The sequence below is a fragment of the Sphingomonas sp. dw_22 genome (genome assembly GCF_018449795.1).
GTDB lineage: Bacteria > Pseudomonadota > Alphaproteobacteria > Sphingomonadales > Sphingomonadaceae > Sphingomonas.
On the sequence record NZ_JAAVVE010000033.1, the window covers coordinates 19,084 to 37,220 of the forward strand.

At 68.3% G+C, this 18,137-nt stretch carries 17 protein-coding genes; 9 read left to right on the forward strand and 8 right to left on the reverse strand.

Annotated features, from left to right (window positions below):
* Positions 1-19 precede the first annotated feature (19 nt).
* Positions 20-718 carry an NAD-dependent deacylase gene (locus tag HB724_RS14235; RefSeq protein ID WP_213981601.1) on the forward strand — a complete coding sequence of 233 codons (699 nt, stop codon included), beginning with the start codon at positions 20-22 and terminating at the stop codon, positions 716-718.
* Between the two features lie 160 nt (positions 719-878).
* Here HB724_RS14235 and HB724_RS14240 read toward each other — a convergent pair whose 3' ends face one another.
* From HB724_RS14240 to glmM, 4 genes are read right to left on the reverse strand one after another with little or no spacing between them, the layout of a single operon-like run.
* Complete coding sequence (locus HB724_RS14240) at positions 879-1,520, reverse strand: ribonuclease HII (RefSeq protein WP_213981602.1); 642 nt, start codon at positions 1,518-1,520, stop codon at positions 879-881.
* Positions 1,513-2,670 (reverse strand): bifunctional hydroxymethylpyrimidine kinase/phosphomethylpyrimidine kinase, encoded by a 1,158-nt coding sequence (gene thiD / locus HB724_RS14245; RefSeq protein WP_213981603.1) that lies wholly within the window; start codon positions 2,668-2,670, stop codon positions 1,513-1,515. The genes HB724_RS14240 and thiD overlap by 8 nt, the downstream gene beginning before the upstream one ends.
* Positions 2,667-2,897 (reverse strand): DUF1272 domain-containing protein, encoded by a 231-nt coding sequence (locus tag HB724_RS14250; protein WP_213981604.1) that lies wholly within the window; start codon positions 2,895-2,897, stop codon positions 2,667-2,669. Before HB724_RS14250 ends, thiD begins: the two co-directional genes overlap by 4 nt.
* A complete protein-coding gene (gene glmM / locus HB724_RS14255; RefSeq protein WP_213981605.1) occupies positions 2,897-4,237 on the reverse strand; it encodes a phosphoglucosamine mutase in 1,341 nt (446 codons plus the stop codon). The genes HB724_RS14250 and glmM overlap by 1 nt, the downstream gene beginning before the upstream one ends.
* A 71-nt stretch (positions 4,238-4,308) precedes the next feature.
* Between glmM and HB724_RS14260 the strand changes: the two genes are divergently transcribed.
* Both HB724_RS14260 and HB724_RS14265 read left to right on the forward strand, forming a co-directional pair.
* Positions 4,309-5,580: a dicarboxylate/amino acid:cation symporter gene (locus tag HB724_RS14260; RefSeq protein WP_213981606.1), complete on the forward strand. Its 1,272-nt coding sequence runs from the start codon at positions 4,309-4,311 to the stop codon at positions 5,578-5,580.
* Positions 5,577-6,641 (forward strand): AbrB family transcriptional regulator, encoded by a 1,065-nt coding sequence (locus HB724_RS14265; protein WP_213981607.1) that lies wholly within the window; start codon positions 5,577-5,579, stop codon positions 6,639-6,641. The genes HB724_RS14260 and HB724_RS14265 overlap by 4 nt, the downstream gene beginning before the upstream one ends.
* Here the strand turns inward: HB724_RS14265 and gorA are convergent.
* A complete protein-coding gene (gorA, locus tag HB724_RS14270) occupies positions 6,631-7,977 on the reverse strand; it encodes a glutathione-disulfide reductase (protein ID WP_213981608.1) in 1,347 nt (448 codons plus the stop codon). The genes HB724_RS14265 and gorA overlap by 11 nt on opposite strands.
* A 2-nt stretch (positions 7,978-7,979) precedes the next feature.
* The gene (pgi, locus tag HB724_RS14275; protein WP_256731526.1) at positions 7,980-9,476 is read right to left on the reverse strand and encodes a glucose-6-phosphate isomerase; all 1,497 of its coding nucleotides are present in this window, start codon (positions 9,474-9,476) and stop codon (positions 7,980-7,982) included.
* Between the two features lie 104 nt (positions 9,477-9,580).
* Between pgi and lepB the strand changes: the two genes are divergently transcribed.
* The 3 genes from lepB to era all read left to right on the forward strand — a co-directional run bounded on the left by lepB (position 9,581) and on the right by era (position 12,129).
* A complete protein-coding gene (gene lepB / locus HB724_RS14280; RefSeq protein ID WP_213981610.1) occupies positions 9,581-10,438 on the forward strand; it encodes a signal peptidase I in 858 nt (285 codons plus the stop codon).
* An 11-nt stretch (positions 10,439-10,449) separates the two neighbouring features.
* A complete protein-coding gene (gene rnc, locus HB724_RS14285) occupies positions 10,450-11,106 on the forward strand; it encodes a ribonuclease III (RefSeq protein WP_213981633.1) in 657 nt (218 codons plus the stop codon).
* A 120-nt stretch (positions 11,107-11,226) separates the two neighbouring features.
* Entirely contained in the window at positions 11,227-12,129 is a 903-nt protein-coding gene (gene era / locus HB724_RS14290) for a GTPase Era (protein ID WP_213981611.1), read from the forward strand.
* A gap of 4 nt (positions 12,130-12,133) precedes the next feature.
* Here era and HB724_RS14295 read toward each other — a convergent pair whose 3' ends face one another.
* Positions 12,134-12,673 (reverse strand): 2'-5' RNA ligase family protein, encoded by a 540-nt coding sequence (locus HB724_RS14295; RefSeq protein WP_213981612.1) that lies wholly within the window; start codon positions 12,671-12,673, stop codon positions 12,134-12,136.
* A gap of 254 nt (positions 12,674-12,927) precedes the next feature.
* On the opposite strand from HB724_RS14295, the gene HB724_RS14300 reads away from it, so the two are divergent.
* The 3 genes from HB724_RS14300 to HB724_RS14310 are packed head-to-tail and all read left to right on the forward strand — an operon-like array spanning position 12,928 to position 16,588.
* Positions 12,928-14,055, forward strand: coding sequence for a site-specific DNA-methyltransferase (locus tag HB724_RS14300; protein ID WP_213981613.1), 1,128 nt, complete (start codon positions 12,928-12,930; stop codon positions 14,053-14,055).
* Between the two features lie 14 nt (positions 14,056-14,069).
* Positions 14,070-15,143 (forward strand): dihydropteroate synthase, encoded by a 1,074-nt coding sequence (folP, locus tag HB724_RS14305; RefSeq protein ID WP_213981614.1) that lies wholly within the window; start codon positions 14,070-14,072, stop codon positions 15,141-15,143.
* Positions 15,140-16,588, forward strand: coding sequence for a glycosyltransferase family 39 protein (locus HB724_RS14310; RefSeq protein WP_213981615.1), 1,449 nt, complete (start codon positions 15,140-15,142; stop codon positions 16,586-16,588). Before folP ends, HB724_RS14310 begins: the two co-directional genes overlap by 4 nt.
* A 10-nt stretch (positions 16,589-16,598) precedes the next feature.
* Here the strand turns inward: HB724_RS14310 and HB724_RS14315 are convergent, their stop codons facing one another.
* Positions 16,599-18,029, reverse strand: coding sequence for a sigma-54 dependent transcriptional regulator (locus HB724_RS14315; RefSeq protein ID WP_213981616.1), 1,431 nt, complete (start codon positions 18,027-18,029; stop codon positions 16,599-16,601).
* Between the last annotated feature and the right edge of the window lie 108 nt (positions 18,030-18,137).

The following is an 18,137-nucleotide window of genomic DNA, read 5'->3' on the forward strand; positions in this document are numbered from 1 at the left end:
CAGCGGCTAGGACGAAGCCATGCGCGATATCCAGAGCATCGTGGTGCTGACCGGCGCCGGTATCTCGGCCGAGAGCGGCGTCGCTACTTTCCGCGGCCCCGGCGGGCTGTGGGAGGGGCATCGGGTGGAGGATGTCTGCACGCCCCAGGCGCTGCAGCGCGATCCCGAGCTGGTGCATCGCTTCTACGATGCGCGACGGGCGCAGCTCACGGGGATCGAGCCCAATGCGGCGCATCTGGCGCTGGCGCGGCTCGATGCCGAATGGCCGGGCGAATTGCTGATCGTCACCCAGAATGTCGACGACCTGCACGAGCGCGCCGGGGCGACGCGGATGCTGCACATGCATGGCGAGCTGAAGTCGGCACTGTGCGCGGCGTGCGGGGCGCGGGAACCTTGGGAAGGTGCGCTGCCGCCGGGGAGCGCGTGTCCGGCCTGCGGCACGGCGGCGCTTCGGCCCGACATCGTCTTTTTCGGCGAGATGCCATACCGGATGGAGGCGATCGACCGCGCGTTGGGCGAGGCGGATCTGTTCGTATCGATCGGCACTTCAGGCGCGGTCTATCCTGCGGCGGGCTTCGTGCAGACCGCACGCTATCATGGGGCCGATACGCTGGAGCTCAACCTGGAGCCGTCTGGCGGCAGCATCTGGTTCGCGGAGAGCCGGATGGGGCCGGCGGGGGTGCTGGTGCCCGAATGGGTGGCGCAGGTGCTGGGCTGATAACCTCCAAGGTCTTCATACCATCCGTTACCCCGGCTGAAGTGCCGGGGTCCACCGGGAGAGGGGCTCGTTCGCGGAGGAGTGGACCCCGGCACTTCGGCCGGGGTAACGAAGGATTTTGTGGCCGTCGCCTTCCTCAACCCCGGAATGTCGAGTGGCCTTATCGGCCGATGGCGGGGCCGAAATCCAGCTCGGCCTGGGCGACGGGGGCGAAGCTGCGGCGGTGGAGCGGGGTGGGGCCGAGCGTGCGCAGCGCTTCCTGGTGGACCTTCGCGGCATAGCCCTTGTTGCTCGCCCAGCCATAGCCCGGATAGAGCGCGTCATATTCCAGCATCATGCAGTCGCGGCGATGCTTGGCGACGATCGAGGCGGCGGCGATCGACAGGCACAGCGCATCGCCGCTTACCACTGCATGGCTCTGATGGTTCCAGTCCGGACAGCGATTGCCGTCGACCAGCACGAAGGCGGGGTGGAAGCCCAGCGCATCCACCGCGCGCGTCATCGCCAGCATCGTCGCCCAGAAGATGTTGATCGAATCGATCTCCTCGACCGTGGCGATCCCCACCCCGACGCGCGCGCAATCGAGCAGGCGGGCGCATAGATCGGCGCGCTTTCTGGCGGTCAGCACCTTGGAATCATCGATGCCGTCGGGAATGCATCCGGGATCGAGCACCACCGCGGCGGCCACCACCGGCCCGGCGAGCGGCCCGCGTCCGGCCTCGTCCACCCCCGCGACGGGGCCTTTGTGGCTGCGCTGGTAACGGCGTTCGAACTTCAGGTCGGGCCCGGGACTTTTAGGCATCGTCCAGCCGCCATGGCGGAAAGCGGCGCATCTCGCCAGCCTGGTAGAGGCGAACCGCATTGCCGGCCGGATCGCGCAGCCGCGCCTCGCGCCAGCCCCAGGTCTCGTCCTTCGGCTCCTGCTCGAACTTGAAGCCCTGTTGCTGGAGATAGGCGACCGTCACGTCGAGATCGCCGCATTCGAAATAGACGACCGGCGCGGTATAATCCTTGTCGGTGGCGATCGAGAAGGTGGCGCCGCCCTCGGTCTCGAACCGGGCATAGCGCGGGCTGGCGCGGACGACCTGGCGCAGGCCGAGCAGGCGATAGAAGCGCTCGCTCGCCGCCAGATCCTGGGCGGGCACGGTCACCTGGTTCAGCATCGGCTCGAAGAAGCTCATGTTGAGATCGAGCCGCACCGCCTGCTGCGCCATCGGGCCATGGCCGCGCCCCAGCCCCGGCGCCGCGCGCATCGCGATCCGCACGAAGCGGCGCGCACGGGTCACGGCTTCGGGCAGATCCCATTCCTGGGCCAGGCCACAGGCGATCGCCGAGGAGAGGGTGCAGCCGGTGCCGTGGGTGCTGTCGGTCTCGATGCGCGGATCGCTCCATTCGATCTGCGGCGGATCGTCCGGGTTGGCCGAATAGAGCGTGTCGGTCACCTGAGGGCCGGTGCCGTGCCCGCCCTTGACCAGTATGGCGCAGCGATGCTGGGCGACCAGCTCCTGCGGATCGCGGCCCAGCGCCTCCAGCTCGGGGAGGTTGGGGGTGGTGACGGTGGCGCGATCCATCAGGCGTTCGAACGCGGCGATGGTGGCGTCGTCGGCAAGCGTCGCGCCGCTGGTCGCGACCATCACGGGATCGAAGACGACCGGGATGCCGGGCAGCTCGCCCAGCTTCTCCGCCACCGCCAGCGCGGTGCGTGCCGATCCGATCATGCCGATCTTGATCGCATCGACGCCGAGATCGCGCACCACCGCGTCGATCTGGGCGATCACCATGTCGGTGGGGACGGGATGGACCGCGTCCACGCCCAGCGTGTTCTGCGCAGTGATCGCGGTGATCGCGGTCATCGCATGGCCGCCGAGCATGGTGACCGTCTTGATGTCGGCCTGAATGCCGGCGCCGCCGCCCGAATCGGAGCCGGCGATGATGAGCACGCGCGGAGTCATGATGCGGTCTTGAACCTGCGCTCGGTGGAGGCCGGATTGCGCGCCAGCGTCTTGCCGGTTCGCGTCGGCCGATCCATCAGCTCGCCGCCGCAATGGGGGCACATATCGTCGAGTGCCTCGGCGCATTCGGCGCAGAAGGTGCATTCGAACGAGCAGATGAACGCGCCCGGTTCGTCGGCGCGCAGGTCCGCGCCGCAGCGTTCGCAATCGGGGCGCATCTCCAGCATCAGGCGGCGGCCTTGCGCACGGCTTCGCACACCCGATCGACCACGGCCTCGACCTGGCCGCGATCGTCGCCTTCGGCCATCACGCGGATCACCGGCTCGGTGCCCGATGCGCGGATGACCAGCCGGCCCTTGCCGTTCAGCTCGGCTTCGGCGCCGGCGATCGCTTCTTTCACGGCCGGGTCTTCCAGCGGCTTGCCGCCCTTGAAGCGGACATTCTTGAGGAGCTGGGGCAGCGGATCGAAGCGGTGGAGCACTTCGCTGGCCGGCGCGCCCGCACGGACCAGCTCGGCCAGCACCTGAAGCGCGGCGACCAGCCCGTCGCCGGTGGTCGCATAGTCGGAGAGGATGATGTGGCCGCTCTGCTCCCCGCCGACATTGTAGCCCGAGCCGCGCATCTTCTCGAGCACATAGCGGTCGCCGACCTTGGTGCGGACCAGCCCCAGGCCCTGGGCGGCGAGATGGCGCTCCAGGCCGAGGTTCGACATGACGGTCGCCACCAGCCCGCCGCCCGCGAGCTTGCCCTGCCGCGCCCAGCCGGTCGCGATCAGCGCCATGAGCTGGTCGCCGTCGATCACCCGGCCGGTCTCGTCGACCACGATCAGCCGGTCCGCGTCGCCGTCGAGCGCGATGCCGATCGCGGCGCCGCTCGCCACCACCGTCTCGCGCAGCGTGTCCGGAGCGGTGGAGCCGACGCGATCGTTGATGTTCTTGCCGTTGGGCTCGACGCCGATCGCCACGACCTCGGCGCCCAGCTCCCACAGCGCCGAGGGCGCGACCTGATAGGCGGCGCCGTTGGCGCAATCGACCACGATCTTGAGCCCGTCGAGCGTGAGTTCCTCGGGGAAGGTCGACTTGGCGAAGTGGATATAGCGGCCGCGCGCATCCTCGACCCGGCGGGCGCGGCCGATATCGGCCGCGGCGGCGAGCGGCACCTCGCCGTCGATCAGCGCCTCGATCGCCAGCTCGTCCTCGTCGCTGAGCTTGTAGCCGTCGGGGCCGAACAGCTTGATCCCGTTGTCGGCGAAGGGGTTATGGCTGGCCGAGATCATCACGCCCAGATCCGCGCGCATCGAATGGGTGAGCATCGCCACCGCCGGGGTGGGCATCGGCCCCACCAGCACCACGTCCATGCCGACGCTGGTGAAGCCCGCGACCAGGGCATTCTCGAGCATATAGCCCGAAAGCCGCGTGTCCTTGCCGATCACGACGCGGTGGCGATGGTCGCCGCGCCGGAAATGCGCGCCGGCCGCCATGCCGACCTTCATCGCCATCGCCGCGGTCATCGGCGCCATGTTCGTCAGGCCGCGAATTCCGTCGGTGCCGAAATATTTTCTTGCCATGTTCCGTCTTTCCACGACCTTGTGGCCTGATGCGGGCATCGTGATAGCGCCCGAAACACAGAAGGGCGAGCATGTCGCAACCGATCCGTATTCTTCTTGCCCTGGTTATCGGGCTTGCCGTGGGCATCGTCGCCGCGGCCGCTGCGCCGGAGGCGGCGCTGCGCTGGACGGGCCTGGCCGAGCCCATCGGCACCGCATGGCTCAACGGCCTGCGCATGACGATCGTGCCGCTGGTGGTGGGGCTGCTCGTCACCGGCATCGCGCAGACCGCCGAATCCGCTCGCGCCGGCAAGCTCGCGACGCGATCGATCCTGTTCTTCGTCGCGGTGCTGTGGACCTCGTCGATCCTCGCCGCGATCCTGACGCCGCTGTTCCTCGATCTCTGGCCGCTCAATCCGCAGGCAGCCGCCGCGCTGCGATCGAGCTTCAGCAGCGCCTCGCCGGCCGGGCCAGTGCCTTCGATCGCGGACTTCTTCACCTCGCTGATCCCGGTGAACCCGCTGGCCGCCGCCGCGAACGACGCCTTCCTGCCGCTGATCGTCTTCACCACCGTTTTCGGATTCGCGGTGACGCGCCTGCCGGCGGCGCAGCGCGAAGTGCTCACCAGCTTCTTCCGCGCGCTCGCCGATGCGATGCTGATCGTGATCGGCTGGGTGCTCTGGCTGGCCCCGCTCGGCGTGTTCGCGCTCGCCTATGTGGTCGGCGCGCGGGCGGGCACTTCGGCATTCGGGCTGCTCGTCCATTATGTCCTGATCGTCGCCGGCGTCGGCGCGGTCGTCTGGGGGCTCGCCTATCCGCTCGCGGTGTTCGGCGGACGCGTTCCGCTGCGGCGCTTCATGTCGGCGACCACTTCGGCCCAGGCGGTCGCGATCAGCACGCAATCCTCGCTCGCCTCGCTCCCCGCGATGCTGCGCGGTTGCGAGCGGCTGGACGTGCCGGTCGCCACGTCGGGCGTCGTGCTGCCGCTCGCCGTCGCATTGTTCCGCGCGACCGGTCCGGCGATGAACCTCGCCGTCGCGATCTATGTCGCGCATATCTTCGGCATGCATCTGGGGCCGGCCCAGATGGCGGCGGGCATCGCGGCGGGGGCGATCACGACGATGGGCGCGGTGAGCCTGCCGGGATCGATCAGCTATGTGAGCTCGATCGCGCCGATCGCCATCGCCATGGGCGTGCCGATCGAGCCGCTGGCGCTGCTGGTGGCGGTCGAGACGCTGCCGGACATCGTCCGCACGCTGGGCAATGTCACCATGGACGTCGCCGTCACCGCGACCATCGCCGAGCGCAGCGGCGTGCGCGGGGAGCGGAGCGAAGCCGACGACCTGCTGGAAGCAGAAGGGTGAGATCGGGCCGGCGGGGGACGTTTTTCGAGGCAGTACCACTCTGGCTGGCGCTGATCGCCGCTTCGGCCGTGCTCGCGCTGCTGCTGGAGGCGATCGGGCTTTCCGCCGGGCTGCTGCTCGGGCCGATGATCGCGGCGATCGTGTTTTCGGCGCGCGGCGCGAAGCTGGCGCTGCCCAAGCCCTGGTTCCTCGCGGCGCAGGCGGTGATCGGGGCGCTGGTCGCCGGATCGCTTTCCACCGGCCTGTTCGTCATGGTCGTCCGCGAATGGCCGCTGTTCCTGGCCGTGACCGCCGCGACGCTGGGGGCGAGCGGGCTGCTCGGCTATCTGCTCAGCCGCTGGCGCGTGCTGCCGGGAAGCACGGCGGTCTGGGGTTCGATGCCGGGCGCGGCCTCCGCGATGGTGGTGATGGCCGATGCGTTCGGCGCCGATGCGCGGCTGGTGGCGTTCATGACCTATACCCGGGTGGTCTGCGTGGCGGCGGTCGCTTCGATATTGGCGGCGGTGCTCACCGGCCATGCCGGCACCAACTGGTTCGCGCATCTCGTCGCCCCGGTGGCATTGGGCCCGACGGTATCGACGCTGGCGATCACCGCGCTGGGCGCGCTGGCCGGGCTGGCGCTGCGGATACCGGGCGCGGCGCTGTTCGGGCCGCTCGTGCTGGGGGTGGCGCTGCAGTCGCTCGGGCTGGTGCGGATCACGCTGCCGCAGCCGATCCTCGCGATCAGCTATATGCTGATCGGCTGGCGGATCGGCCTGGCCTTCACGCAGGAGACGCTGCGCATCGCGGCGCGCGCGCTGCCCCGCGTGCTGCTGTCGACCGCGGTGCTGATCGCCTTTTCCGCCGGGCTCGCCGTCGTGCTCGCCCGCACCACCGGGATCGACCTGGTGACGGCCTATCTCGCGGTGAGCCCCGGCGGGCTCGATTCGGTGGCGATCATCGCGACCTCGGTGCCGGTCGACCAGCCCTTCGTCATGGCGATGCAGACGCTGCGCTTCCTCGCGGTGCTGGCCGTGGGGCCGGCGCTCGCGCGCTTCGTCGCCACGCGCCTCACTTCATGAGGACGAGTTCCTCCGACATGGTCGGGTGCAGCGCCACCGTCTGATCGAAGGCGTCCTTGGTGAGGCCGGCCTTCACCGCGATCGCGGCGGCTTGCAGGATCTCCGGCGCGTCGGGACCGATCATGTGGAGGCCGACGACCTTTCCGGTCGTCCCGTCGCAGATCATCTTGTAGAGCGCGCGCTCGTGACGATCGGCGAGGACGTTCTTCATCGCCCGGAAATCGGACATATAGACTGCGACCGAGCCCAGCTTGTTCTTCGCCTCGCTCTCGGTCATGCCGACGCCTGCCATCGGCGGATGGCTGAACACCGCGCTGGGGATGCACGAATAATCGACCTGATGCGGCTTGTTGCCGAAGACCGTGTCGGCGAATGCCTGCCCCTCGCGGATCGCGACGGGCGTGAGCTGGACGCGATTGGTCACGTCGCCCACGGCATAGATGCTGTCGACCGACGAGCGATTATCGGCATCGACCTTCACCGCGCCCTTGTCGTCGAGCTCGACGCCGACCTCCGCCAGGCCGAGCCCCCGGGTATTGGGCACGCGGCCGGTGGCGAACAGCACGCAATCGACTTCGAACGGCTCGTGCTTGGTCAGCTCGACGCGGAAGCCGCCGCTCTCCAACTGCTCGATCTTCTTGAAATCGGTGTGGAAGCGGAAATCGATGCCCTTGGTGATCGAGATCTGGAGCAGCCGGTCGCGGATCGAATGGTCGTATCCGCGCAGGATCACGTCGGTACGGTTGACCAGCGTCACATGGCTGCCGAGCTCGTTGAAGATGCCCGCGAACTCATTGGCGATATAGCCGCCGCCGGCGATCAGGATGCGCTTGGGCAGCGCGTTCAGATGGAATACCTCGTTCGAGGTGATGCCCAGATCGCTGCCGGGGAAATCGGGCACGTGCGGATGCGCGCCGCTGGCGACCAGGATATATTTGGCGGTGATTTTCCTGCCGCTTGCCAGCGTCACTTCGTGCGGGCCGGTGACGGTCGCGTGCTCGAGGAAGATCTCGACGCCGTTATTGTCGAGCGTCTGGGTGTAGAGGCCGTTCAGCCGGTCGACATCGGCGAGGACGTTGTCGCGCAGCACCGTCCAGTCGAAATGGCAGTCGGGCACGTCCCAGCCGAAGCGGCGCGCGTCCTTCAGATCCTCGGCGAAATGCGCGCCATAGACGAGCAGCTTCTTGGGCACGCAGCCGCGGATGACGCAGGTGCCGCCGACGCGATATTCCTCCGCCACCGCGACCCGCGCGCCATGCGCCGCCGAGACGCGCGAGGCGCGCGTACCCCCCGAGCCCGCGCCGATGACGAACAGATCAAACTCGAAATCGGCCACGCTCATTCTCCAAATGCCCGGCGGATCAGATCGGTGGTGGAGGGATCGAAATCCAGTCCCCCCTTGTCCGCCGCCTTGGCCATTTCCTTGCCGAGCTCGACGCCGAACTGGTCGAACGGATTGATGCCGAGCAGCACGGCGTTCACGAACGTCCGATTCTCGTAGAAGGCGAGCAGCGCCCCCAGCGTGCGCGGATCGAGGCGATCGAGCAGCAGCGTCGCGCTCGGCCGGTCGCCGGGATAGGCGCGCGCCTTGTCCGCCGCGTCGCGCCCGGCCATCAGCGCGGCGCCCTGCGCGAACATGTTGATGAGGAGCTGGCGGTGATGGTCGTCGGCCAGCGCATCGCCTGCCTCGATCACGCCGACGAATTCGAGCGGCACCAGCCGGGTGCCCTGGTGGAGGAGCTGGAACACCGCGTGCTGCGCATCGGTGCCCACGCCGCCCCAGGTGATCGGCGCGGTGGGCCATTCGACGGGCTGGCCCTCGGCGGTGACGCGCTTGCCGTTCGATTCCATTTCGAGCTGCTGGAGATAGCTCGGCAGCAGGCGCAGCCGCTCGTCATAGGCGAAGGTCGCCCGCGTCTCGCAGCCGCGCGCCTGGCTGTAATAGAGGTCGGCGAAGGCCGCGAGCGCGGGGGCGTTGCTCGAAAGCTCGGTCAGGCGGAAATGCCGGTCCATCTCGGCCGCGCCCTCCAGCAATTCCTCGAATGCGTCCCAGCCGAGCGCCAGCGCCGCGGGGAAGCCGATCGACGACCAGAGCGAATAGCGCCCGCCCACGGATTCGGCGAAGGGCAGCACGCGCGTCTCGTCCACGCCCCATTCGACGGCCTTGTCGGGCGCGGCGGTCAGCGCGACCACGCGGCCATAGGGGTCTTCCACGCCCGCCGCCTGCATCCATTCGAGCGCGCTTTCGGCGTTGAGCATCGTCTCGGTGGTGGTGAAGGTCTTCGACGCCACCGCGATCAGCGTCGCCTGCGGATCGAAGCGGTCCATTGCCTCTTCCAGCGCGACCCCGTCGACATTGGAGACCACCGCCACGTCGTAGCGATCGGCATCGCGGCCCAGCGCATCGACCAGCAGGTCCGGCCCCAAGGCCGATCCGCCGATGCCGATATGGAGGATATGGCGCACCGGGCCGAACGCCTCGGCCTCGATCGCGTCGATCAGCGCGCGCATCCGGGCATGATAGGCTTGCGCCCGCGCCACGCTCTCGGGCGAACCCTCGCCGCGCTCGGCGCCGTGCTCGGCGGCGCGGCCTTCGGTGACGTTGACGGCCTCGCCCGCGAACAGCGCGTCGCGCCTGGCGGCGAGGCCCATCGACTGGGCGAGTATGGAGAAGGCGGCGATCGCCTCCGCCGTCAGATGCGTCTTCGACCAGTCGAAATGGATGCCGGCGATATCGACCGACAGCGCCTCGACGCGCCTGGGATCATCGGCGAAGAGCTGGGGGAGCGCAGCGGGTTGGAGAGCGCGGATCGGCGACCAGTCGGGCAAGCGCATGTTCATCTCCTCTTGGGCAACACGCCCCTATCGCCCCGCCGTGGCCGCTGCCAGCCGGATTCATCGGCTTGACGCCATGGCTCGCCGCAAGCAGAGCAGGAACCATGGATAACGCGACCCCCGCCGAGCCCCAGGACGAGGCCACGCCCAAGTCCGCCCCCGCGAAGCCGGCCAGGCCCAAATCGGAGTGGCGGGATCTGGGGTCGTTCCTCATCAAGCTGGCGCTGATCGTCTTCGTGGTGCGCAGCTTCATCTTCTCGCCCTTCTCGATTCCGTCCGAATCGATGCTGCCGCGGCTGCTGATCGGCGACTATCTGTTCATCACCAAATGGAATTACGGCTATTCGAAGCATTCGCTGCCGTGGAGCCTGCCGCTGATCCCGGGCCGCATCTTCGCGGGCACGCCGGCGCGCGGCGACGTGGTGGTGTTCAAGGCGCCGAACCACAATGGCGAGGACTGGATCAAGCGCGTGATCGGCCTGCCGGGCGACACGGTGCAGATGATAAACGGCCAGGTGATCCTGAACGGCCGCCCGATCCCCAAGCAGAAGATCGCGGCGTTCAGCCTGCCGATCACGCCCAATTTCACCAATTGCCCGGCCAGCTTCCAGGATGTCGATCCGAAGACCGGGCCGGTCTGCCGCATCCCGCAGTTCCGCGAGACGCTGCCCAACGGCAAGAGCTATAACGTGCTCGACCAGCAGACGCTGCCGCAGGACGACACGGTGGTCTATACGGTGCCTGCCGGCAACGTGTTCCTGATGGGCGACAATCGCGACAATTCGACCGACAGCCGCTTCCCGCAGCCGCCCGAAGGCAACGGCATCGGCTTCGTCCCGCTCGAGAATATCGAGGGCAAGGCGATCGTGAACTTCTGGTCGACCGACGGCAGCGCGAACTGGTTTCTGCCCTGGACCTGGTTCACCGCGGCGCGCTGGAGCCGCCTGGGAGAGGGCTTCTGAGCACCCCGGACCTGGGGGGATGGATCGTTGAGACGTTCGGCCGTCCTGCGCAGGAGCTGAAGGCGTTCGAGCGCGCGCTGACCCATGGCAGCCAGGCCGCGGCGAATTACGAGCGGCTGGAGTTCCTGGGCGATCGCGTGCTGGGGCTGGTCATCGCCGAATGGCTGTTCGACCGGTTCGCCGGCGAGCCCGAGGGCGCGTTGTCGCGGCGGCTGAATTCGCTGGTGACGGGGCCGGTGTGTGCCGAGGTGGCGCGCGAGATCGGTGTCGTGCCGTATCTCCGGCTCGGCAAGCAGGCGCGCGACGACGGCGCCGCCGACAGCGACAATGTGCTGGGCGACGTGATGGAGGCGCTGATCGGCGCCTTCTATCTCGAGGCCGGGCTGGAGCCTGTGCGCGCCTTTATCCGCGGGGCCTGGGGCGACCGCGTCGATGCGCATGCCACCGCGCCCAAGCATCCCAAGTCGGCGCTCCAGGAATGGGCCGCCGCGCATAACCGGCGGCCGCCCGAATATGAGATAGTCGATCGCTCGGGACCGAACCACGCGCCGCGCTTCACCGTGAAGGTGAGCATCGGCAAGCTCGCCGAGGCGAGCGCCGAGGGCACCAGCAAGCAGGAAGCGGAGACCGCGGCAGCGGCGGCTTTGCTGGAGAAGCTGGAGCAATAGGCGCGCGCAACGCCGCGGCGACGCGGCGATAGAGCGGCGTCAAAGGCATGGACTGGATCGCCGCGCCGTCGCGCGAACGGAAATCGACAACCCCGGACCATTTGGTCCAGACAGGATGACATGACGGAAGAAACCCAACATTGCGGCCTGATCGCCATCGTCGGCGCCCCCAATGCGGGCAAGTCGACGCTGGTGAATGCGCTGGTCGGCCAGAAGGTGGCGATCGTCAGCCCCAAGGCGCAGACGACGCGCGCGCGGCTGATGGGCCTGGCGATCGAGGGACCGACCCAGCTCCTGCTGATCGACACGCCCGGCATCTTCACGCCCGAGCGCCGGCTGGATCGCGCGATGGTCGCCGCCGCCTGGGAAGGCGCGGAGGGCGCCGACGTGATCGCGCTGGTGGTCGACGGCAAGGGCGGCATCGGCCCCAAGGTCCATGCGATCCTGGAAAGCCTCGCCAAGCGATCCGAGCCCAAGATCCTGATCCTCAACAAGGTCGATATCGCCGACAAGCCCAGGCTGCTCGGCCATGCCGCGAAGCTCAACGAGGCGCTGGCGTTCGACGAGACCTATTTCGTCAGCGCCCAGACCGGCGACGGCGTGGCGGAGCTGAAGTCGGCGCTGGCGGCGCGCATGCCCGAGGGGCCATGGCATTTCCCGGAGGACCAGGTCTCCGACGCGACCGATCGCATGATCGCCGCCGAGGTGACGCGCGAGCAGCTCTATCTCCAGCTTCATGCCGAGCTGCCTTATGCCAGCGCGATCGAGACCGAGAAATATTCGGAGCGGGCGGATGGTTCGGTCGAGATCCATCAGCAGATCCTCGTCGCGCGCGAGACGCAGCGTGCGATCGTGCTCGGCAAGGGCGGCGCGCGCATCAAGGAGATCGGCGCCCGCGCCCGCGCGGAGCTCTCGCGGATCATGGGCGTGCCGGTGCACCTCTACCTCCACGTCAAGGTGAACCCGAAATGGGAAGAGGACCGCGCGCTCTACCGCGAGATCGGGCTGGAATGGGTGGAGTAAGGGCCTAGCCGGAAAACAGGTCGAGCTGGCGGCGCATGAGCGGCCAGCGGCCGAGCTCGACATGCCGGGTCGCGCCGACCAGGCTGTGGATCAGGACGATCTCGCGCACGTCCCAGACGAGCGGGGTGACCGGTTCCAGGAACGAAAGACCGGCGCGGTATCCCAGCGTGACGTGCGGATTGAAGCTCCAGCCGGATCGCATGAGGTTCCAGTAGCGCAGCAGGTCGTCGACCTGCTTCTGCAAGGCCGACAGGGCCGGTGGGCGTTTGCTGGGCCGGAGCGCGATCGAGCGTTCGCTGCCCGACAGTCGATCGAGCGCCAGGACGAATCGATCGCCGGCAAGACCGTCGCCTATCGCCGTCATCCGCTCCGCCACATCCTGCGGGAAGGCCGCGAAATCGCCGGTGATTCCCATCGTCATGTGCAGCCGGTCATTGGTGACCGGGGTGAGCGCGGAATCGGCCGTGTCGCGGAACAGGCCTGTCAGGTTCGCCTCGATCCGTGAGGGCCGAAGCGCGAAGAACAGGCGATGGCGATGCGGCATGGCGGCCTCCGACTCGGATAATGTTCCTATTATGTTCTTGTTGGGCGGGTAAGTCGAATCCGGGAAGTGAGTCTTTCGGGTCACACCCACCAGCGATTGGGCCTGTGGATAACTTCTTGACTCAACATCTTGGCGGGTGCCGGAATGTTCTGCCCGGTTAACGATTTAGCAGCGATTCTCGTTAACTAATGTTTGGTTGACGGCGGACTCCGGCCTGCCTCAAGACGCGCGTCCATCAAGGGAGCGGTTCGAAAATGGGGGTTCTGGAAAAGGTTAATCGGCAGAAGGCGGCTGCTCCGGCGGAGCAGGCCGAGCTGCCGCTCGATTCGATCCTGATGCATGATTGCGTGGCGGCGATGCGGTCGCTGCCGGCCAAGTCGGTCGACATGATCTTCGCCGATCCGCCCTACAACCTCCAGCTCGGCGGCGACCTGGCGCGGCCCGACGGCAGCCATGTCGACGCGGTGACCGACGATTGGGACAAGTTCGACAGCCTGGCTGTCTATGACAAGTTCACCCGCGAATGGCTGGCCGAGGCGCGGCGCATCCTGAAGGACGACGGCACGATCTGGGTGATCGGCAGCTATCACAACATCTTCAAGGTGGGATCGGCGATCCAGGATCTGGGCTTCTGGATCCTGAACGACATCATCTGGCGCAAGGCCAATCCGATGCCCAATTTCAAGGGCACGCGCTTCACCAACGCGCACGAGACGCTGATCTGGGCGTCGAAGGGCGAGAAGGCGCGCTACACCTTCAACTATCGCAGCATGAAGACGCTCAACGACGAGCTCCAGATGCGCAGCGACTGGGAATTCCCGATCTGCGGCGGCCCCGAACGGCTGAAGCGCGACGGGGTGAAGGTGCATCCGACGCAGAAGCCCGAGGCGCTGCTCTATCGCGTGCTGCTCGCCTGCACCAAGCCGGGCGACGTAGTGCTCGATCCGTTCTTCGGGACGGGGACGACCGGCGCGGTGGCGAAGCGACTGGGACGGCGCTGGATCGGCATCGAGCGCGAGGCCAATTACTGCGCGGCGGCGATTGAGCGGATCGAGGCGGCGCTGCCGCTCGACGAATCAGCGCTGAAGACGATGCAGGCGCCCAAGGCGGCGCCGCGCGTGGCGTTCGGCACGCTGATCGAGAACGGCTTCCTCAATCCGGGCGCGGTGCTGACCGATGCCAGGCGGCGCCACGTTGCAGTGGTGGGTGCGGACGGATCGCTGCGCTGTGGCGATGCGAGCGGATCGATCCACAAGCTCGGCGCGACGCTCCAGAACGCGCCTTCGTGCAACGGCTGGACCTATTGGCATTACGAGGCCGAGGGCGGGCTGAAGCCGATCGACGCGCTGCGCCAGACCTATTTGCTGGCGACGCAGCCCTAGTCCAATAGGGGCATATGCCCGCGAAATCCTATCTCCGCCCGGTCCAGTTCGTCGATACGCCGGTGGGCCGCGACGGCGAAGTCGCGCGGCTGGCGGGCGGGCTCGGCTGGTTCGCGGGCTATGAGCTGATCGAAGCCGAGGATAGGCGGCGCGTCTCGCAGCGCACGCTGAGCGTCGCCGAGGCGGGCCGGGACGAACGGCTGGCGCCTTTGATCGCGCGCATCACCGCGCCGCGCGCGCCGCTCAGGCTTGGCGAGCGGATGCTGCGGCTCGACCAGCCGCTGGTAATGGGCATCCTCAACGTGACGCCGGACAGCTTCTCGGACGGCGGCCGGCACGCGGACGATCCCGCCGGCGCGGCGCAGGCGGGCGTGGACATGGGCATTGCCGGCGCGGCGATCGTCGATGTCGGCGGCGAATCGACGCGGCCGGGTGCGCCGGAGGTCTGGGAAGGCGACGAGATCGCGCGCGTCGTGCCGGCGATCGAGCGGCTGGCGCGCAGCGGCGCGGCGGTATCGGTCGACACGCGCAAGGCTGCGGTCATGGAGGCGGCGCTGGCGGCGGGCGCGCATCTGGTCAACGACGTCTCGGCCCTGCTCTATGACGGCCGCGCGCTTGAGGTGGTGGCCGGGGCAGGGTGCCCGGTGGTGCTGATGCATGCCGGCGATCCCGCCAGGGGTGCGGATGGCGGGCGCGGCTATGGCGACGTGCTGCTCGAAGTCTATGACTGGCTGGAAAAGCGCGTGGAGGATGTGGCGGCGGCGGGCGTCGACCGGGCGAAGATCCTGATCGATCCCGGCATCGGCTTCGGCAAGTCGCTCGCCGACAATCTTGCGCTGCTCAACGGGCTGGCGCTGTTCCACGGGATCGGCTGCGGCATCCTGCTGGGGGCGAGCCGCAAGCGGATGATCGGCGCGCTTTCGAACGAGGCGCCCGTCGAGCAACGGCTCGGAGGCAGCGTGGCCCTGGCGCTGCACGGCGCGCAATTGGGCGCGCAACTCCTGCGCGTCCACGACGTCACCGAAACCGCGCAGGCACTGCGCGTGTGGCGCGGCCTGCGCGATGCCGCTCTGACCGCCGTGCGATGACTGCCGCTCCGCTGCGCCGGGGCGAGGCATTGCTGCTGGCGGGCGTGGTGCTCGCCGCCGCGGCACTGCGGATCGCGACCGCCGATTACGGCCTGTGGTTCGACGAGATTGCCTCGCTCGCCTTCGCGCACCAGCCGCTCGATCATCTCTGGGGCGACTGGATGGTGCGCGAGACCAATCCGCCGCTCTATTATACGCTGCTCAAGGGCTGGATCGGGTTCGCCGGGGATGCGGACAGGTCGGTCCGGCTGTTGTCGATCGCTTTCGGCCTTGCCGGTATCGGCGCGGGCGCGCTGCTCGCGCGCCGTCTGGGCGGCCCCGCAGCCGGCGTGTTCGCGGCGGCCCTGCTCGCGCTGTCGGCCAGCCATGTCGATCTGTCGCAGGAGGTGCGCGGCTATGGCATGGCCCAGAGCGCGGTGCTGATCGCGATATTAGGAGCGACATGCTATCTGGAGCAGCGACGCCTTCGCGATCTGCTGCTCTATGGGATCGCGGCGACGATCGCGCTCTACGCCCATACGACGCTGGTGCTGTTCGTCTTCCTCGCCAATCTGACGATGCTGTGGCTGCTGCGTCGCGACCGCGCCGCCGTGGTCCGCTGGGTCTGCGCCAATGCGGCCGTCGGGCTTGCCTGGGCATGGTGGGCTTCGATCACGCTCCGGCAACTGGCCGGCGATCATCGAAACATCGCCTGGATCGTGCGGGCCGATTTCCTGGGAGCGTGGCACCTGACGGGGAATGTCTACGCCTTTGCCGTCATGCCCGACGGCGGCGTGCGCACCGGCATTGCGCTGGCCGCGCTCCTGGGTGCGATCCTCTGGCTTGTGTGGCGCGATCGGCGGCCGGCGGTGGCGATGCTGGCGGTATTTGCGCTTGGCGCGCCGGTCCTGCTGTTCGTCATCAGCCAATGGGTGCCGATCTTCCTGCCGCGGACGCTGTCATGGGCGGCGGGGCCCGCGACGGTGCTGCTTGCCGTGGCCGTCGCCAGCATTCCCGCACGACCCGTGGCCGCCGTGCTGGCGGGGCTGCTGCTCCTCCTGGAAGCAGTCACGCTCACGCGCTGGCTTCCGATCCGGGAGGAAGAGGGATGGCGGGAAGCGATCGAGGCCGTCGCCCGGACAGGCAGGGCGCCCGTGCTGCTCGTGCAGGGCGATGCGACGGCATTCGCCGCCGCGCATTATCGGGCGCGCGATTCCAGCATGCCGATCGTCGTGCTCGCGCGCGATTCCGGTGACGGCGACCGATGGGCCGATGGGATGGTTCCGGGCCTTCCTCACGTCGATGGCAGTGGGGCGCGGGCATTGCTGCGCGGCGGTCGCGACCTGTTCACGCTGCGGCGGGCCGACAGCGACCCGGCGCCGCAGCTTGCGGGGGTGGCGGCCGGCACGTCGATACCGGTGGCCGGCGATCGCCAGCCCTTCGTCACCCGCTGGCGGCTGCGCTAGAGCCGGGGAATCAGGCTGCGGTCTGGTCGATCCCCAGCTCGCCCAGCTTGCGATACAGCGTCGAGCGGCCGATGCCGAGGCGGCGGGCGACTTCGGTCATGCGGCCGCGATAATGGCCGATGGCGAGGCGGATGACGTCGGCCTCGATCTCGTCGAGCGGGCGCATGTTGCCGTCCGGCCCGAACAGGGTGACGCCGGCATTGCCCGATGCGTGCCCGCCCATCTGCGGCGCGGCGGCCGGGCGGCCGAGCGCAAGATTGGCGATCTGGGGGAAATCGGCACGGGTCAGCCCGTCGCTGTCGCAGAGCACCGCGGCGCGGAACAGCGCGTTCTGGAGCTGACGGACATTGCCGGGCCAGTCATAGCTGCCGAGCAGCGCCAGCGCATCGTCGGTGATGCCGAGCGGGCGCAGGCCCGGCTGCTCGGCGATGCGCGCGAGCAGGTGGCGGGCAAGCGCCGGAATGTCGCCGGCGCGCTCGCGCAAGGGGGGGATCGTCACCTGGACGACGTTGAGCCGATAGAAGAGATCTTCGCGGAAGCGGCCGGCCTCGACTTCGGCGACCAGCGACTTGTTGGTCGCGGCGATCACGCGGACATCGACTTCGCGCGGATGGCGCGCACCGAGCGGCTGGATCTCGCCGGATTGCAGGACACGCAGCAGCTTGACCTGGGCGTCGAGCGGCATTTCGCCGACCTCGTCGAGGAACAGCGTGCCGCCGTCCGCATCCATGAAGCGGCCGATCTTGCGCTCGAACGCGCCGGTGAACGCGCCCTTTTCGTGCCCGAACAGTTCCGATTCGACCAGATTGGCGGGGATCGCGCCGCAATTGACCGTTATCATCTCCTTGCGGCTGCGCGGGGAGGCGGCGTGGATGGCCTCGGCGATCACTTCCTTGCCGACGCCGCTCTCGCCCTCGATCAGCACGGGCACGCGGGCGCGCGCGGCCTTGGCGGCGATCGCCAGCGCAGCGCGGAACTGCGGGGCCGATCCGACGATCTCGTTGAAGGCGAGCGTGGCGGTGAGCTTTTCGGTGAGCGGGCGCAGCTCGCCCGCGCTGATGCCGCCCATCGCGGCTTCAAGCGCGGCGAGCAGGCGCTCGGACGCGATCGGCTTGACCAGGAAATCGGTGGCGCCCGCCCGCATCGAGCCGACCGCGGCCGAGACCGAGCTATTGGCGGTGAGCACCAGGATCGGGAGCTGGGGACGGCGCGCGCGCAGCTCGAGGATCAGGCTGGCGGCATCGCTGTCCGACGCGGGATGATCGAGGATGATCGCGTCGAGCGCCATGCCGTCGGGGGTGCCGAGCGTGGCGATGGCGGTTTCCGGATCGCCCGCGAAGATGGTACGCCAGCCGCGACGCGAAGCGATCGCGGCGACCAGCCGGCGCTGTGCCGGTTCGTCGTCGATCAGCAGGAGCAGTCTCTGCCCGTTGCGAGTCATCGCTTTTTCGTCCCCAATGTCCCGTTTCAGGGCGACCGGCATAAGATAGATGCGTAAAGTTCAGCTTAAGCGTTCCTGAAGCCTTCGTCCTTGCGCGAAGGCAAGTCC

Coding starts and splice junctions, on each gene's coding strand:
- HB724_RS14315 (WP_213981616.1), bottom strand. CDS start 18,029: ATGACTCGCAACGGGCAGAGACTGCTCCTGCTGATCGACGACGAACCG.
- HB724_RS14310 (WP_213981615.1), top strand. CDS start 15,140: ATGACTGCCGCTCCGCTGCGCCGGGGCGAGGCATTGCTGCTGGCGGGC.
- era (WP_213981611.1), top strand. CDS start 11,227: ATGACGGAAGAAACCCAACATTGCGGCCTGATCGCCATCGTCGGCGCC.
- HB724_RS14240 (WP_213981602.1), bottom strand. CDS start 1,520: ATGCCTAAAAGTCCCGGGCCCGACCTGAAGTTCGAACGCCGTTACCAG.
- HB724_RS14300 (WP_213981613.1), top strand. CDS start 12,928: ATGGGGGTTCTGGAAAAGGTTAATCGGCAGAAGGCGGCTGCTCCGGCG.
- pgi (WP_256731526.1), bottom strand. CDS start 9,476: ATGCGCTTGCCCGACTGGTCGCCGATCCGCGCTCTCCAACCCGCTGCG.
- thiD (WP_213981603.1), bottom strand. CDS start 2,670: ATGACTCCGCGCGTGCTCATCATCGCCGGCTCCGATTCGGGCGGCGGC.
- folP (WP_213981614.1), top strand. CDS start 14,070: ATGCCCGCGAAATCCTATCTCCGCCCGGTCCAGTTCGTCGATACGCCG.
- glmM (WP_213981605.1), bottom strand. CDS start 4,237: ATGGCAAGAAAATATTTCGGCACCGACGGAATTCGCGGCCTGACGAAC.
- HB724_RS14260 (WP_213981606.1), top strand. CDS start 4,309: ATGTCGCAACCGATCCGTATTCTTCTTGCCCTGGTTATCGGGCTTGCC.
- lepB (WP_213981610.1), top strand. CDS start 9,581: ATGGATAACGCGACCCCCGCCGAGCCCCAGGACGAGGCCACGCCCAAG.
- HB724_RS14235 (WP_213981601.1), top strand. CDS start 20: ATGCGCGATATCCAGAGCATCGTGGTGCTGACCGGCGCCGGTATCTCG.
- HB724_RS14250 (WP_213981604.1), bottom strand. CDS start 2,897: ATGCTGGAGATGCGCCCCGATTGCGAACGCTGCGGCGCGGACCTGCGC.
- HB724_RS14295 (WP_213981612.1), bottom strand. CDS start 12,673: ATGCCGCATCGCCATCGCCTGTTCTTCGCGCTTCGGCCCTCACGGATC.